Raw genomic sequence first — 16,217 nt, forward strand, 5'->3', positions numbered from 1 at the left:
TTGAATTTTTAATCAATTATGATCATATAGAATTAAATGAGTATTTGAAGACTTATTGGTTCTAAGTTTTAGTGTAGAAAACATTCGTTTTGAAGACCGGAAAATATCAAAAATTGGATTTATTTTTTCTTCTTTTTCATTTTTGAAAACATCACCCTATACTTTTCGACATCAATTTCTGCTTTATTTTTTAAAATAATGTCAGAAAAATCAAACTCAAGTTTTGTTTTTTGACTTTCTAAGGTTCCATCTCTAAATGCTCTTTGCAAGATATCTTCAATTAAATAATCTTCATTTACATTTTCTGGATCATATTCATCCTTTAAAGAAAGTTTAAAAAGGTTGGCTGTTGTGTTGTACCAAAATGCTTTCCACCCACTTCTTAACTCTTTTATATTGTTAAAAGCGGTTTCTCCTGTTTGACGATGAATCAATTTAATTAAAATACGACCTTCAGTTTTTGTCATTTTTTTAATTTGATCTGTAAATTCACCTTCAATATATTTTTGAACTTGCCTAGTGTATTTTCTTTTTTTAGGTTTTGATTTTATTTTACTTAACCTAACATTTAAAGAGTCTAGTCTTTTCGATGCTAAAATTGCATAAGGATAAGCCTTAAATACTTTTCTTCTAAACCATAAGTAATATCGAATATCATCTTTAGACTTAAATTTTTGTTTTGGTAATAATGTAATCTCATTTAAATTAATGGTTATACTATCTCCTGGTTTAACAAAAATATAATCGTCTATATTATTAGTTAGCGAATCTAACACCTCTTTTTTCTGACAAAAAGCAGCAATAGAAACACACATTATATATATGCATAGTATTTTTTTCAAATCTTTATATGATTATCATAAATTAAGCCAAAGTATCTAAGCAATTCTATCAATAAAATCCTGCTCCGATATTATTTGTATGCCTAGAGTTTCGGCTTTTGCTAGTTTCGATGGCCCCATATTATCACCAGCCACAATAAAATTGGTCTTTTTAGAAATAGACGAGCTTACTTTACCTCCATTATCTTCTATAGCCTTTTTCAATTCTGTTCTACTCATTTGATGAAATACTCCAGAAACCACAAATATTTGTCCTTTAAGTTTATCTGTTTGATTTTCTAAACTCTCAGCTGAAACCGACAATTGTAATCCTGCCTCTTTTAAGCGATTTACAAGCTGTATACTAGTTAAGTTTGATGAAAAATCGATAATACTCTGTGCAATTCGATATCCAATCTCGTCTACAGCTACCAAAGTTTCGAAATCTGCAGCCATTAAATTGTCTATAGATTTAAAATGCTTGGCTAACTTTTTAGCTACAGTTTCTCCTACAAAACGAATTCCTAAAGCAAATAATACTTTTTCAAACGGAATTTCTTTTGATTTTTCAATACCGTTAATTAGATTCTTGGCAGACTTTTCTGCAATTCTTTCTAATGGTAATACTTTCTCTACAGTTAAATCATAAAGATCTGCATAATTCTGAATTAAGCCTTCTTTTCTAAGTAAATCTACAGTTTCACCTCCTAAACCATCAATATCCATTGCTTTTCTAGAAATAAAATGTTGAATTCTGCCTGTAATTTGTGGAGCACAACCAAATTCATTTGGGCAATAATGTTTTGCATCACCTGCAGTTCTAACCAATTCTGTACCACATTCAGGGCAATTGGTTGCATATACTGTTGGCTCAGAATTTTCTGGACGTTTAGAAAAATCAACACCAACAATTTTTGGAATTATTTCTCCACCTTTTTCTACAAAAACAGTATCATTTATTCTGATATCTAACTTTTCAATTTGATCTGCATTGTGCAAAGATGCTCTTTTAACAGTTGTACCTGCCAATTGCACTGGATCTAAATTGGCAACTGGAGTAATTGCACCTGTTCTACCAACTTGATATGTAATTTCGTTTAGTAAGGTAGCTTCTTGTTCTGCTTTAAATTTATAAGCAATAGCCCATCTTGGAGCTTTAGAAGTATAGCCCAACTCTTCTTGCTGCTGCAAATTATTTACTTTAATAACAATACCATCTGTTTCATATGGTAAATCTTGTCTTTTAGTATCCCAAAGATTAACAAATTCAAAAACTTCATCTATAGAATTTACAAGTTTTATGGTTTTAGGTACTTTAAAACCGACTTTTCTTGCTTGTTCTAAACTTTCAAAATGCGTTTTATATTTACGCTCTTCTGTAACAACTTGATATAACAAACAATCTAAAGGTCTTTTTGCAACTTCTGCACTGTCTTGTAATTTTAAACTCCCACTTGCTGTATTTCTTGGGTTTCTGTATTCTTCTTCTCTATTCGCAACTCTTTCTTGGTTCATTTTATTGAAACCATCCAAAGGTAAAATGATTTCTCCTCTCATTTCAAAATTACTTACAAAGTCATCTTGAATACTTAAAGGAATAGATAAAATGGTTTTTATATTATTAGTTACTTCATCTCCTTGAAAACCATCACCTCTAGTTACTGCTTTTATAAACTGACCATTTTCATAAGTTAGGTTAATAGATGCACCATCGTATTTTAGTTCGCAAGTGTATAAAATTTCGGTAGTCCCTAATATTTTTTGAATTCGTTTTTCCCAATCTAACAGATCGTCCTTAGAATAAGAATTATCTAAAGAATACATTCTATTTTTATGAACTACAGTATTAAAGTTTTTGGTGATAGTACCTCCTACTCTTTGCGTTGGTGAATTGGCATCGAAAAAAAGAGGATTCTCCTGCTCTAACTTCTCTAACTCCTTCAACTTAATATCAAATTCAAAATCAGAAATCGTAGCATTATCTAGAACATAGTAATTGTAATTGTGTTTATTTAGTTCGTTACGTAATTCTATGATTCTTTCTTGAACATTCATATTAATAAAACTTTGTTTACGGCGTTTTTAACTGTATATTTCTATAAATCTAAAATGATAAAGAAATGAAATACGCTATAAAAATACATAAATTTTCTACAGTTGACGACTTAGATAATGCATGGAATTTAGAAGATTTTAAAGTGCTTTTAGAGCGTTTTGAATTACCTGATGTGGAAAGTACTGATTTAAAAGAAGTAAGGGAATTGCTTTTTATGGCAATTGCAGATAAAGACCCTAGTGAAGCAGCCAGAATTGTTCTAGATTATAAATTATCTGACGAAATGAATGAACATCAAATTGATTCTGTTTCATATGAGATGTTGGTTGATAAAATATCTGAAGAATACCCTAGAATTGAATTGCATAAAACACTATTTATTATTAATCAATTATTGTACAAAGCGTTTAATGGTAAATTCCCTAATGCAAAAGCAACTATTATTGATTTTGATATTACTCCTAAAATGAATGCTGATAAAGACATCACTAAAGAAATTGTGTTAAAATGTTTTGCTCAAAATTTAGATAGCCACAATGTAATTAAAAGATTATTTCACAAACAATTAGATGCTGAAGAAGCTTTTGAAGAAGCAAATGACATTATTTGGTTTTTGAACAAAACAGAAAATCAGTATCAATTAATTACCTCTGACTATTTTATGAGTAGTCAAGAATTTATTAACGAAGAATTTGAAGCAAACATCTCTTTTTATGAAGAGGAATAATACGATAAAACAGAAAACCCAAAACAAAAGTTTTGGGTTTTCTATTATATAATGTAAAAGGATACTAATAATAGGTATACCTTCTAACTTTTGCAATGTGTTTTGCCAAACGCATTACTTGATGTGAATATCCATATTCATTATCATACCAAACATAAATCACTATAGAATCGCCATCTGTAATTGTTGCTTTGCTATCAAAAATTGATGGAGCTGTAGATCCAATAATATCTGAAGAAACCAGTTCGTTATCTAAAGAATATTTAATTTGCTCTACCAAATCACCCTCTAAAGCATTTTGTTTTACTATTGCATTTATAACATCTGTAGTAACTTCTGTTCTTAATTGTAAACTTAAAATAGCTAAAGAACCATTTGGAACAGGAACACGAATTGCATTTGAAGTTAATTTACCCTCTAATGCTGGCAATGCTTTAGAAACAGCTTTACCTGCACCAGTTTCTGTAATTACCATATTTAAGGCAGCAGCTCTACCTCTTCTATATTTAGAGTGCATGTTATCTACTAAGTTTTGATCATTAGTATACGCATGAATGGTTTCTAAATGTCCTTTTTTAATTCCGAAATTATCTTCTAAAACTTTTAAAACTGGCGTAATTGCATTTGTAGTACAAGAAGCAGCAGAAAAGATATCTACCTTATCAGGATCGTTTTGTTTATGATTAACTCCATGTACAATATTTGGTATTCCTTTACCTGGTGCAGTTAATAAAACCTTACTTGCACCTTTTGCTTTTAAATGTCTAGCTAAGGCAACATCATCTCTAAAAGCACCAGTGTTATCTATAATTAAAGCATCGTTAATATTATATGCTGTATAATCTATATCTTCTGGGTTTTTGGCAGAAATCATATGTACAGTTGTACCATTAATAATTAAAGCTTTGTTTTCGATATCTGTTTGTACAGTACCCAAAAAATCTCCATGAACAGAATCTATACTTAATAAAGAAGCTCTTTTATCTAAAACAGCTTGCGTAATTTCACCACGAGTAACAACTGCTCTTAATCTTAATTGAGAGCCTTTACCCATTTTTGTCATTAACTCTCTTGCCAATAAACGTCCAATTCTACCAAAACCATACAATACAACATCTTTAGGTGTTATATTTTTTGCTTCGGTTACATCTTTTAATTGTTTTTTTACAAAAGCAATTTTGTCTTCGCAACTTTTAGGATTTAAATGACATTCGTAAGCCAATTTACCAATATCTAATTTTGATGATGGTAAATCTATTTGTTGTATTGCTTTTGCAATACTTAACGCATCTTGAATTGTAATTGGTTTATTTACAAATTCTTTTGCATAATCAATTAAATTTAAAACCTCACTAGCTCTTTTATCTACTAACGGATTTCTAAAAAGTACAAGTTCAATAGATTTATCATACCATAAATCATTTACAATATTAATAAACTCTACAGTAGCTCTTCTTGTTTGTGCTTGCGAAAAAACTTCTTTTTCGTAATCTAAAATTGATGACATAGTTGTGTTGCTATTTTAAAATTTTTGCAAAAGTATTTCTTTTTTTTAAAACACGAAATCGATTTCGTGAAAAGTTTAAAATAAAAAAATCCTGATGAAATCATCAGGATTAAATTTTAGAAAATCATTAATTATCTAATTACAAACTTTTCCACTTCTCCTTTCGGATTTATTAATTCCAAGAATAAAGGGTTACCATTTCCGAAATTACTGCTCTGTATATTCTTTATGGCTTCAGCAGCAGTTAACACAGGCTTCTTATTTACTTTTGTTATAATATAGCCTTCTGTGATACCGTAATAAGTTAAGGTTCTGTTTGCATTTTGAATAATTTTGGCCCCACCTTTTATGTCGAATTTCTTCTTTTCCTTCTTAGTTAAATCCTTCACAGAAATTCTTAGAGCATTAGAAACGTAACTGTCCCTTTTATTTAAAATAATCTTTTTAGTTATTAATTCACCTTCTCTTTCTAAAGTTACATCAACATAATCTCCAGGTCTTTTTGCAGTTAACTGCCCTTTTAATTCAGAGAATTTAGAAATTTTAACGTTATTGATGCTTTTTATAACATCTCCTTCTTTAAATTGATTGTTGTTTGCGCCTTCATCATAATACACTTTTCCTACTCTAACACCTTCATCTTCATAAGTATTATCAATACCAATACCTAAAATTGCCTCTTGTACAGCACCAAATTCTAATAAGTCATCTACAATTTTCTTTGCGATATTAGAGGGTACAGCAAAAGAGTACCCAATAAATGAACCTGTTTTAGAAGATATTGCAGTATTTATACCCACCAATTCTCCTCTAGTGTTTACTAAGGCTCCTCCACTATTTCCAGGATTTACAGCTGCATCTGTCTGTATAAAAGATTCGATGTTTCCATTACCTTCTAAATCTCTACCTTTTGCACTTACAATACCTGCAGTTACTGTAGATGTTAAGTTGTAAGGATTACCAACTGCCAATACCCACTCACCTATTTTTACATTATCTGAGTTGGTGAAAGTAGTATATGGTAAATCTATATCAGCATCAATTTTTAACAATGCAATGTCATTTGTAGCATCTGCCCCAATTAACTCTGCTTCGTATTTTTTCTTGTTATTTAACGTAATTTCAATTGAAGTTGCATTATCAATAACATGATTATTTGTTACAATATAACCATCTGCAGAAATAATTACACCACTTCCTGTACCTACTTGCTCAAACTTTCTAATACCATTTCCTGTACCAAAGAAAATATCTAAAGGACTCTGCTGTGTTCTTGTAGATGTATTTTTAACGTGAACCACAGAATTTACTGTTCTTTCTGCTGCCAATGTAAAATCTACAGATTCAGCATTTAATGCAGGTGCTGCCTCATTAAAAGCTGGATTGTAATTTGCCTGAATTGTAGGTAATGTAGCGTTTTGTAAATTATTTTGAGCAACTGGCTCATCAAAAAGCATTTTATACCCTCCTAAAGTTAGAGCTCCTCCTAAAAATGCCATTCCTAAAAAACTAAAAAATTTCTTCATAAATCTAAATTTTTAATTAAGTAAATATACAATTTTAACATTTTCAAAAAATCTGTTTAACTTGGTTTTAACTACTTTTAACCGTGTTTTAACAGAACTAATTGTACACGTAAATCATTACCTTTGTTGCATGAATTTACCTTTTTTAAAATATCAAGGAACAGGAAACGATTTTGTGATGATTGATAACAGAACAAAAATCTTTCCAAAAAAAAATACTGACAAAATTTCAGAAATTTGTGATAGACATTTTGGTATAGGTGCAGATGGTATTATTCTTATTGAAGAAGGTGCTGATTATGATTTTAAAATGATTTATTACAATGCAGATGGAAGTGAAACTTTTTGTGGTAATGGAGCAAGATGCGCAGTCGCTTTTGCAAAACACTTAAAAATGATTGACCAAGAAACCACATTTACTGCAGTTGATGGCTCTCATTTTGCATCTGTAAATGATGGTATCATCTCTTTACAAATGATAGATGTCTCAGAGTTTCAAGTTAAAGAAAATTCAATTTTTACATTTACAGGTACACAGCATCATGTAGAAATGGTGAATGACCTAGAGGAATATCCTGTTTACGAAAATGGTAGAAAAATAAGAAACTCTTATGAAAATCCAGGTAGTAATGTAAATTTTGCACAGCAATTAAATGATACTACCTTTAGGGTTAGAACCTATGAAAAGGGAGTAGAAAACGAAACTTTAGCTTGTGGAACAGGTGTAACTGCAGTAGCCTTAGCCATGCATAAAACTGGAAAAACAGAAAGTAATAATATTTCACTTCCTGTAGAAGGTGGTCTTTTAGAGGTTTCTTTTAATGAAGAAAATGGTGTTTACACTAATGTGTTTTTAAAAGGACCAGCCACTTTTGTTTTTAAAGGAGAAATTAAAATTTAATGGCAACACTTAAAGGTAAAACTGTTTATTTACGAGCTTTAGAGCCAGAAGATTTAGAATTTTTATTTCAAATAGAAAACAATGAATCGTTTTGGGAGGTTAGCCATACACAAACTCCGTTTTCTAAATATGTATTAAAACAGTATTTAGAAAACGCTCATTTAGATATTTTTGAAGCAAAACAATTAAGACTTATGATTGTTGATGCAAATTCTCATGAAAAGATAGGCTTAATTGATTTGTTCGATTTTAATCCTCAGCACAAAAGAGCTGGGGTTGGCATTTTAATAGCACCAAATTATCAGAAAAATGGATTTGCAACTGAGGCTTTATCTATTTTGATAGATTACAGTTTTACTCACTTAAATTTACATCAATTGTATGCGAATATTACTAGTGACAACTTAAAGAGCATCAAATTATTTGAAAGTAAAAATTTTAAAGTTGTAGGCGTTAAAAAAGATTGGATTTTATCTCAAGGAAAATTTAAGGATGAAATTCTTTACCAATTGATAAATGATTAGTTTTGCTAAAATTTAAGAGTTTTCCATTTTGAAGAAGAAACTAGGCATATTAGCGGTTATTGTAATTATTATTTTATCTGTAATTACGTATACTTACTATCAAAACATTTTTGGTTCTGCAATAAATAAAGAAACTGAGCTCTTTGTATATGATACAGATGATTTGAATGACATCAACAATAAGATTGCTCCTTTTTCTGACAAACCAGACTATTTTCTTTGGGTGGCCTCTAAAAAAAGCTTTTCAAAAGTTAAACCTGGTAGATATATTTTAAAAGAAGGCATGTCTAACAACGATTTGGTAAACATGCTTAGAATTGGAAATCAATCTGCAGTTAAAGTTTCCTTTAACAATCAAGATACTTTAGAAAAATTTGCAGGTAGAATTGCAGAACAAATTGCAACAGATTCCACTTCTATAATAACTTCTTTTAAAAATGAAGAATTTCTTAAAGCAAATAATCTAACTCCTAAATCAGTATTGCAAATTTGCATTCCTAATAGTTATCAATTTTATTGGACAGTTTCTGCAGATCAGTTTAGAGATAAGCTATTGTTAGAATATAAGCGTTTCTGGAATAAAAGTAGATTGGCTAAAGCCAAAGCTTTAGGGATGACAAAATCTGAAGTAATTACACTGGCCTCTATTGTACAAAAAGAAACTGCAAAGAAAACAGAAAAACCAATTGTAGCTGGTTTATACTTAAATCGTCTAAAAAATGGTTGGCCTTTACAGGCAGATCCTACTGTAATTTATGCCATTAAAGAAGTTAAAGGTCAAGACTTTGTTGTAAAACGAGTTTTGAATGTTGACTTAGAAATAAACTCACCTTACAATACCTATAAATATAGAGGCTTACCACCTTCTTTAATTAGCATGCCAGACATTTCTTCTATAGATGGTGTATTGAATTATAAAGAACATAACTATTATTATATGTGTGTTGATATAGACAATTTTGGCTATCATAAGTTTGCAAATAGCTTGGCTGAACACGCTAGAAATGCAAGAGAATATCAAGCCTGGCTTAATAAACAAGGCGTAAATAGGTAAGTATTTATCAAATAAAGCCTAATTCTCTCTTTTTGTTATGTAATTCCTAAAAGCAAACGATATAGTAAGCCTAAAATCTTAATAAAAACACCTATAAACGTTCAAATACATAATTTCGACGAAATTAATCTTCTGATTATCAGTGTTTTCAAAAATAATCTTAAATTTGCACCCGTAAAACAAAGATTATTATGATCAAAAAGTTTTTATTTCTTATAGCTTTAACTTTAGTGCTAACTGCAGCTACTGAGGTTACTGAAAAGAAATCCCCAGTAAAAGCAGATACAAATCCTGTTTACGTAGACTACAACATTCCTTATTTACAAAAAAACTTTGTTGCTTTCAAAGAAGCTGTTGCTTTTAAAGAATCTCAAGGTAAATACAGAGTAATTAATACTTTAGGTTACTTAGGTAAATATCAATTTGGTAGAACAACTTTAGAACGATTTAGAATTTATGACACCAAAGCTTTTTTAAATAATCCTGAGCAACAAGAAAAAGCATTTATTGCTTTATGTAGCGTAAACAAATGGATTTTAAGAAAAGATATAGAACGTTCAGTGGGTAAAACCATTAACGGAATTAAAATTACGGAATCTGGTATTTTGGCCTCAGCTCATTTAAGTGGAGCAGGAAACGTAAAAAAGTTTCTAAGAAGTAATGGTACAGAACGTTTTAAAGATGCTTATGGCGCAACTATTCAAATGTATATGAAAAAGTTTGCGAATTATGATGTAAGCGTTATTAAAGCCGATAGAAAAGCTAAAGTATAATTATTTCTGAATTATAAATATGGCTGGTTTCTTATGTAAATCTGGCTGTTGATGTTTCCAATCTTTTATAGCAAACGTTTTTATGTATTCACTTGGCAATGTAATATCTGCTGCAATACATAAATTGGTATTTGGCGATAAAATCGATTTTAAATCTGCCAACATTTTTTCGTTTCTATAAGGTGTTTCTATAAAAATTTGAGCTTGATTTTTATCTAAAGAAAGCCTTTCTAAATCTTTAATAGCTCTTTTACGCTCACCTTTATCTATAGGCAAATAACCATTAAAAGCAAAGTTCTGACCATTCATTCCAGAACTCATCATAGCCATTAAAATTGAACTAGGCCCAACTAAAGGAACCACTTGAATATTTTTTTCATGTGCTAACTTTACAATACTTGCACCTGGATCTGCAATTGCAGGCACACCTGCTTCTGAAAGCAAACCTACATTAAATCCTTGAGCACAAACATCTAAATAGGTTTGTGTTTCTTCTTCTACTGCATATTTGTCTAATAACTTAATAGTAAGGGAAGGTTGCGATTTTTTTGGAGATATTTTCTTAATAAATCGTCTTGCAGATTTTTCATTTTCTACAATGTAGTAATCTATTTGTTCTACCACTTTTTTTACTGATAGTGGCATTACCTCTAAAGGTTCTGTTTCTCCTAAAGTAGTTGGAATTAAATAGAGCTTACCAATCATTGTAATAAAGTTTTAATTAATTATAATTTAGAAGCGATTACAGTGCAGGCTTCATCTAACATTTGATAAACATTTTCAAAACCATCTTTTCCACCATAATAAGGATCTGGAACAGATAAATTTTGATCAGATTGAGATTCGTTTAAAATCAAATGTACTTTTTTTTCATCTTCGCTATTTCTTGCAAGACTTAAAATATTTTGATAATTACTTTCATCCATAGCGTAAATGAAATCAAACTCATCAAAGTCTTTGCTAGTAAATTTTCTTGCTCTTTGATTCGTAATATCAATTCCATATTTCTGAGCAACTGCTATTGAACGTTCATCAGGCAAATTACCCACATGATAAGCTGCTGTTCCTGCAGAATCAACAAAAATTGTATCTGTATTAACTTTAGATTGCAAAATACCTTCTGCTAATGGTGAACGACAAATATTCCCCAAGCAAACCATAAGTACTTTAGTCATGATAAAGATTTAGAAGGTTAACTTCTTTGTAAGATCGTCTACGTATTTTTTAAATTGCTTGTCTGTTTCTGTAAGATTATCTACAGTTTTACAAGCATGTAAAACAGTGGCATGATCTCTTTGCCCAATTTGATTACCAATACTTGCCAATGAAGTTTTAGTTAATCTTTTTGCAAAAAACATAGCTAATTGACGTGCTTGAACAATATGACGTTTTCTTGTTTTAGACTGTAAAGTAGCTACATCCATATCAAAATATTTAGATACTTCTTTCTGAATGTAATCTATAGAAACTTCTTTCTTAGTATTTTTTACAAACTTATCTACAATTTGCTTTGCTAACTCAATAGAGAATTCTCTCCTGTTAAAAGAAGCCTGAGCAATCATAGAGATAATAACCCCTTCTAATTCTCTAACATTAGATTTTATGTTCTTAGCAATATATTCTATAATTTCTTCTGGCATTTCTACACCATCTCTAAACAACTTGTTTTGAAGAATAGAAATTCGAGTTTCGTAATCTGGTGCCTGTAATTCTGCTGATAAACCCCATTTAAATCTAGATAATAAACGCTGTTCTATATCTTGCATATCTACAGGCGCTTTATCCGAAGTTAAAATTACTTGTTTACCATTTTGATGCAAATGATTAAAAATATGAAAGAATACATCTTGTGTACCAGCTTTACCTGATAAGAATTGAACGTCATCTATAATTAAAACATCAATCATCTGATAAAAATGAATAAAATCATTTCTAGTATTAGACTTTACAGAGTCTATAAATTGCTGCGTAAATTTCTCTGAAGAAATATACAAAACAGTTTTGTCTGGATATTTGTCTTTAATATCAACACCAATTGCATGCGATAAATGCGTTTTACCTAAACCAACTCCACCATAAATTAATAATGGATTAAAAGATGTTCCACCAGGTTTGTTGGCAACAGCCATACCTGCTGAACGTGCTAATCTGTTAGAATCTCCTTCTACAAAATTTGCAAAACTATAATTAGGATTTAATTGCGATTCAATTTTTACTTTCTGTAAACCAGGAATAATAAACGGATTTCTTAATTCTCTTTTACTAGATTCTAAAGGTACAGTAACTCTCTGTGGTTTTAGAGGATCTCTGTTAGAACTAGGAATTTTAACAATTTGCGGTCTATTACTGCTATAATTGTTTTCCATTTTTACATCGTAAATCAATTTGGCATCATTACCCAATTGTCTTACCAATGCAACACGCAATAATTTAATGTAGTGCTCTTCTAACCATTCATAAAAAAACTTACTAGGTACTTGAATTGTCAATGCTTCTCCAGAAAGTTTAACCGGTTTTATAGGTTCAAACCATGTTTTATAGGCTTGTGGCTTAATATTATCTTTTATAAAAGATAAACAGTCTGTCCAAACGGATTCAGCAGTATAACTCATTAATGACTAACTTGTTTTTTGGTTAAAATTTTGTTGGTTGGTTCTTTTCTTAAGCATTACAAAAATGTGAATAAAAAACAGTATAAAAAAACGATTTTACTATTGATTATTAACTTTTTTTTACGTAAAATGCATCATAGAAAATGTTTATTATAATTGAAAAAATCATCAACAAAAACTAGAGTTCGTTATTCAGAAACAGATCAAATGGGTGTAGTATACCATGGTAATTATGCACAATATTTTGAACTTGGAAGAACTGAATGGCTTCGAAATCTGGGTATTACCTACAAAGGTATGGAAAATAATGGCATTATGTTGCCTGTAATATCATTAACCTGCAATTTTAAAAAGTCGGCTTTGTATGATGATGTACTAACTATCACTACTTTTCTCGTTAAAAAGCCAATGGTTAAAATTGATTTTAATTATGAAATAGTTAATGAACAAAATGAAATGATTTGTACAGGAAAATCAACTTTAGCTTTTATAAATATGAAAACAGAAAAGCCAATAAAATGCCCTGACTATTTATTAGAAAAATTAGGCTTCTAGTTTTTTGATGCTAACTTTATACAGATTATCGAAAATTTCAAATACGGTTTTCGCTTCTTTTTTTCTGATAGAAATCACATATTCACAAGCCAGCTCCATTTTTTGACTTTCTAAATTGATGTTTTTCTCTTTTATAATTCGCATTACTTTATTCATCATGTCATATTCAAAATTCAATTGAAAAAATACATCAATTGTTTTCTCGATTATGTTTGATGCTTCTAAAGTAATTTGAGCAGATGTTTTATAGGCATTAATTAAACCACCTACCCCTAACTTAGTTCCGCCAAAATATCTAACAACAACTATTAAAATATTTGTTACCTCAAAAGATTGTATTTGACCATAGATAGGCATTCCTGCAGAGTTATTAGGTTCACCATCATCATTTGCCCTGTATTTAATGTCTTCTACGCCTATTTGATATGCATAGCAAAAATGACGTGCAGCATAATGTATTTTTCTAACTTTCTCCAAGCAGATCTTAACATCATCTTCACTTTTCACAGGAAATGCAAAACCAAAAAACTTACTATTTCTATCTTTAAATAGTGTTTCCTTAGTAGGCTCATCAATAGTTTTATAGCTATCTAAACTCATTAGGCAATTGCTACAATTACTATTCCAACAATTGCTAAAGCAACACCTAACTTATTTTTTAAACTAAACTGCTCTTTAAAAATTAAGATTCCTACCAAAGTAGAAACAATAACAATACCTACATTATTTATAGTAAAAAGCGTAGAACTTTCAAACCCTTCTGTTTGCAATGCTTTGATTAAAAAAACGATAGAAAAATAGTTAGGCACACCTAAAACTAAACCTGCTATAACATTTTTAATTCCGAATTTTGACTTATTTTTTACAGCTTTAATTAGTAAAATTGTCCCTGCAAAAAAAGCAGCAATTGCAAATAAGCTTCCAGAAAACAAAGATACATCAGCTTTATCTACATAATTAGTTTCTACATATTTTAAGGTAGTATCAATGGCACCTGATCCTAAAAAAAGTAACACAGGAAACAAAAGTCCTGCATTTTTTGATGCTGCTTTATCGTCTTTAACAGAAGCCAAATAAACTGCCACTAAAGCTATAATTATACCTAAAATTTTAAGTACGGTTACTGATTCATTATACAAGAAAACACCAAAAAAAACAGGAATTACAACAGACATTTTACCTGCAACAGAAGCTACTGAAACTCCATTTTTTTGCGCTGTCATTGCCATAACAAAAAAGATTGACACAAATAGCGCACCCAAAAATAAAGCGCCATAAAACCAGGGTTGGCTAGGAATTTCAACTACAGAAAAATCTCTTTCTGCAAAAGTGAACCCCAAAATAAAAGCTACAATATAGTTGATGAAAATAGCCTTTAAAACATCAATCTTATAAATGCCAAAATATTTAAAAATGACAAATAAACCAGTAGAAATTAATATGCTAAGTAATAGGTAGATCAAAGAATAGTGTTTTTGGTGAATAGCTCAGAAACCTCTTCTTTACTAGGATCTAAATTCCAAACATGAATACCTAATTGTTTTGCTGAGTCTGTGTTTTCTTTTAAATCATCTACAAATAGTGTTTCTTCTGCTACTAGATTATTCTGTTGCAATACAAATTCATAAATCTCAGTATCTGGCTTTCTAAAATGTATTTCATGAGACAAATAAAATTGCTCGAAACTACTTTTAAATTGATTGTAAAATGCTGCACCTACTGAATCTTGAATCCATTTAATATGCAAATCATTGGTATTACTAAGCAAGAATAGTCTGTACTTTTTACTTTGCGCTAATTCCAGAATAAACTTTAATCTACTTTCTGGAAAGTCTAACAAAACAGCATTCCAAGCATTAACCAAATCTTCTCTTTTTAAATTTACCTTGTTTTCGTAAAACTGAATAAATTCATCCGTAGAAATTAATCCTTTTTCATAGTTATGATATACCAGAATCATTTCTTGAGAAATTTCTGTAACTCCTAACTCAGCCATAGCTTTATATGTGCCTTGTTTATCTAGGTTGATAAAAATATCACCAAAGTCAAAAATTATATTTTTAATCATTCTTATATATCTTTAAAGTATCATTTTTTATTTCTTGTTGATGAATAATTTGACCCCCGAAAACAGGTGCTTTTATACCATCATTTAAGCAAACATCACCAGTAAAAACAAAGGCTTCATCCCACAAATTTTCGTCTATGAAAGTTTGTAAGGTTTGTGTACCACCTTCAATAATTACAGATTGTATGTTGTGTTTCTGTAAAACAGCTAGTACTTGCTCAGCGATTTTTTGTTTGAAATCTATTTTTTCAAAAATAATATTACTTTCATCGCCACAATTATGAACCTCTTTTTCTGTAATGAAAATAGTTTTTACACTATCATCATATATGTTTAAATTATTTTCAATTCTTAAACTTTTATCGAGAACAACGCGAATAGGATTATTCCCAGACCAAGACCTAACATTTAATTTAGGATTATCTGCTATTGCAGTATTAGTGCCTACCAATATTGCATGCTCTTTGCTTCTTAATTTATGCACCAATTGTTGAGAATATTGATTAGAAATCCAAATTGGTTTTTGAACTTCTTTTTTTAACGGAGCAATAAAACCATCTTGAGAGGTTGCCCATTTTAAAATAACATATGGTCTTTTCTTATTTTGACTGGTAAAAAATCTTTTATGATGTTTTTTACATTTCTCTTCTAAAACACCAACTTTAACATCAATTCCTGCTTTTTCTAACCTTTTTACCCCTTTACCAGCTACTAAACTATTGGTATCTAAAGTACCAATTACCACCTTTTTCAATTTATGTTTGATGATTAGGTCTGCACAAGGTGGAGTTTTTCCATAGTGAGAACAAGGCTCTAAAGTCACATAAATTGTTGCTTCTTTCAACAAACTTTTATCTTTTACAGCATTTATTGCATTTACTTCTGCATGATTTCCTCCATAATTAGAAGTAAAACCTTCCGCAATAATTTTGTTTTGATGCACAATTACAGCACCCACACTAGGATTTGGACTTGTAACTCCAATGCCATTTTTAGCAATTTGCAAACAACGTTCTATGTAAACTTCGTGATTAATAGTGTATTATATTTTTTATAAAATCATGCTAAATTAGCAAACAAACTTATAAAGATA

Annotated in this window: 17 protein-coding genes; 6 read left to right on the forward strand and 11 right to left on the reverse strand. The window is 30.1% G+C overall.

Annotated features, from left to right (window positions below):
• Nucleotides 1-119 precede the first annotated feature (119 nt).
• A complete protein-coding gene (locus tag V7R38_RS00005; RefSeq protein ID WP_334057091.1) occupies nt 120-815 on the reverse strand; it encodes a DUF4294 domain-containing protein in 696 nt (231 codons plus the stop codon).
• A 63-nt stretch (nt 816-878) separates the two neighbouring features.
• Nucleotides 879-2,876: an NAD-dependent DNA ligase LigA gene (gene ligA / locus V7R38_RS00010; RefSeq protein WP_334055520.1), complete on the reverse strand. Its 1,998-nt coding sequence runs from the start codon at nt 2,874-2,876 to the stop codon at nt 879-881.
• A gap of 65 nt (nt 2,877-2,941) precedes the next feature.
• Here ligA and V7R38_RS00015 point away from each other — a divergent pair, with 65 nt between their 5' ends.
• Nucleotides 2,942-3,604 carry a hypothetical protein gene (locus V7R38_RS00015; RefSeq protein WP_334055521.1) on the forward strand — a complete coding sequence of 221 codons (663 nt, stop codon included), beginning with the start codon at nt 2,942-2,944 and terminating at the stop codon, nt 3,602-3,604.
• 64 nt (nt 3,605-3,668) lie between these two features.
• On the opposite strand, the gene V7R38_RS00020 is transcribed toward V7R38_RS00015, so the two are convergent.
• Together V7R38_RS00020 and V7R38_RS00025 are read right to left on the reverse strand one after the other, a co-directional pair.
• The gene (locus V7R38_RS00020; RefSeq protein ID WP_334055522.1) at nt 3,669-5,111 is read right to left on the reverse strand and encodes a glyceraldehyde-3-phosphate dehydrogenase; all 1,443 of its coding nucleotides are present in this window, start codon (nt 5,109-5,111) and stop codon (nt 3,669-3,671) included.
• 131 nt (nt 5,112-5,242) lie between these two features.
• The gene (locus V7R38_RS00025; RefSeq protein ID WP_334055523.1) at nt 5,243-6,637 is read right to left on the reverse strand and encodes a trypsin-like peptidase domain-containing protein; all 1,395 of its coding nucleotides are present in this window, start codon (nt 6,635-6,637) and stop codon (nt 5,243-5,245) included.
• A 130-nt stretch (nt 6,638-6,767) separates the two neighbouring features.
• On the opposite strand from V7R38_RS00025, the gene dapF reads away from it, so the two are divergent.
• The 4 genes from dapF to V7R38_RS00045 all read left to right on the forward strand — a co-directional run bounded on the left by dapF (nt 6,768) and on the right by V7R38_RS00045 (nt 9,889).
• Nucleotides 6,768-7,538, forward strand: coding sequence for a diaminopimelate epimerase (gene dapF, locus V7R38_RS00030; RefSeq protein WP_334055524.1), 771 nt, complete (start codon nt 6,768-6,770; stop codon nt 7,536-7,538).
• The gene (locus tag V7R38_RS00035) at nt 7,538-8,062 is read left to right on the forward strand and encodes a GNAT family N-acetyltransferase (protein WP_334055525.1); all 525 of its coding nucleotides are present in this window, start codon (nt 7,538-7,540) and stop codon (nt 8,060-8,062) included. The genes dapF and V7R38_RS00035 overlap by 1 nt, the downstream gene beginning before the upstream one ends.
• A gap of 28 nt (nt 8,063-8,090) precedes the next feature.
• On the forward strand, nt 8,091-9,116 hold the full coding sequence (mltG, locus tag V7R38_RS00040) for an endolytic transglycosylase MltG (protein ID WP_334055526.1): 1,026 nt from the start codon (nt 8,091-8,093) through the stop codon (nt 9,114-9,116).
• Between the two features lie 191 nt (nt 9,117-9,307).
• Complete coding sequence (locus tag V7R38_RS00045) at nt 9,308-9,889, forward strand: hypothetical protein (protein WP_015482405.1); 582 nt, start codon at nt 9,308-9,310, stop codon at nt 9,887-9,889.
• Here the strand turns inward: V7R38_RS00045 and V7R38_RS00050 are convergent, their stop codons facing one another.
• The 3 genes from V7R38_RS00050 to dnaA are packed head-to-tail and all read right to left on the reverse strand — an operon-like array spanning nt 9,890 to nt 12,501.
• On the reverse strand, nt 9,890-10,594 hold the full coding sequence (locus V7R38_RS00050; RefSeq protein WP_334055527.1) for an SAM-dependent methyltransferase: 705 nt from the start codon (nt 10,592-10,594) through the stop codon (nt 9,890-9,892). It lies immediately after the preceding gene.
• A 20-nt stretch (nt 10,595-10,614) separates the two neighbouring features.
• Complete coding sequence (locus tag V7R38_RS00055; RefSeq protein WP_334055528.1) at nt 10,615-11,064, reverse strand: low molecular weight protein-tyrosine-phosphatase; 450 nt, start codon at nt 11,062-11,064, stop codon at nt 10,615-10,617.
• A 9-nt stretch (nt 11,065-11,073) separates the two neighbouring features.
• A complete protein-coding gene (dnaA, locus tag V7R38_RS00060; protein ID WP_334055529.1) occupies nt 11,074-12,501 on the reverse strand; it encodes a chromosomal replication initiator protein DnaA in 1,428 nt (475 codons plus the stop codon).
• A gap of 156 nt (nt 12,502-12,657) precedes the next feature.
• Here dnaA and V7R38_RS00065 point away from each other — a divergent pair, with 156 nt between their 5' ends.
• Entirely contained in the window at nt 12,658-13,056 is a 399-nt protein-coding gene (locus V7R38_RS00065; RefSeq protein WP_015482401.1) for an acyl-CoA thioesterase, read from the forward strand.
• On the opposite strand, the gene V7R38_RS00070 is transcribed toward V7R38_RS00065, so the two are convergent.
• Genes V7R38_RS00070 through ribD form a run of 4 tightly spaced genes read right to left on the reverse strand, consistent with a single transcriptional unit; the run spans nt 13,045 to nt 16,160 of the window.
• The gene (locus V7R38_RS00070) at nt 13,045-13,656 is read right to left on the reverse strand and encodes an IMPACT family protein (RefSeq protein ID WP_334055530.1); all 612 of its coding nucleotides are present in this window, start codon (nt 13,654-13,656) and stop codon (nt 13,045-13,047) included. The genes V7R38_RS00065 and V7R38_RS00070 overlap by 12 nt on opposite strands.
• Complete coding sequence (locus V7R38_RS00075) at nt 13,656-14,519, reverse strand: EamA family transporter (RefSeq protein ID WP_334055531.1); 864 nt, start codon at nt 14,517-14,519, stop codon at nt 13,656-13,658. The genes V7R38_RS00070 and V7R38_RS00075 overlap by 1 nt, the downstream gene beginning before the upstream one ends.
• Nucleotides 14,516-15,124, reverse strand: a complete 609-nt coding sequence (locus tag V7R38_RS00080; protein WP_334055532.1) for an HAD-IA family hydrolase — start codon at nt 15,122-15,124, stop codon at nt 14,516-14,518. The genes V7R38_RS00075 and V7R38_RS00080 overlap by 4 nt, the downstream gene beginning before the upstream one ends.
• Nucleotides 15,117-16,160, reverse strand: a complete 1,044-nt coding sequence (gene ribD / locus V7R38_RS00085; protein ID WP_334057093.1) for a bifunctional diaminohydroxyphosphoribosylaminopyrimidine deaminase/5-amino-6-(5-phosphoribosylamino)uracil reductase RibD — start codon at nt 16,158-16,160, stop codon at nt 15,117-15,119. Before ribD ends, V7R38_RS00080 begins: the two co-directional genes overlap by 8 nt.
• Between the last annotated feature and the right edge of the window lie 57 nt (nt 16,161-16,217).

Source organism: Polaribacter sp. P097, assembly GCF_036864555.1.
Lineage (GTDB): Bacteria > Bacteroidota > Bacteroidia > Flavobacteriales > Flavobacteriaceae > Polaribacter.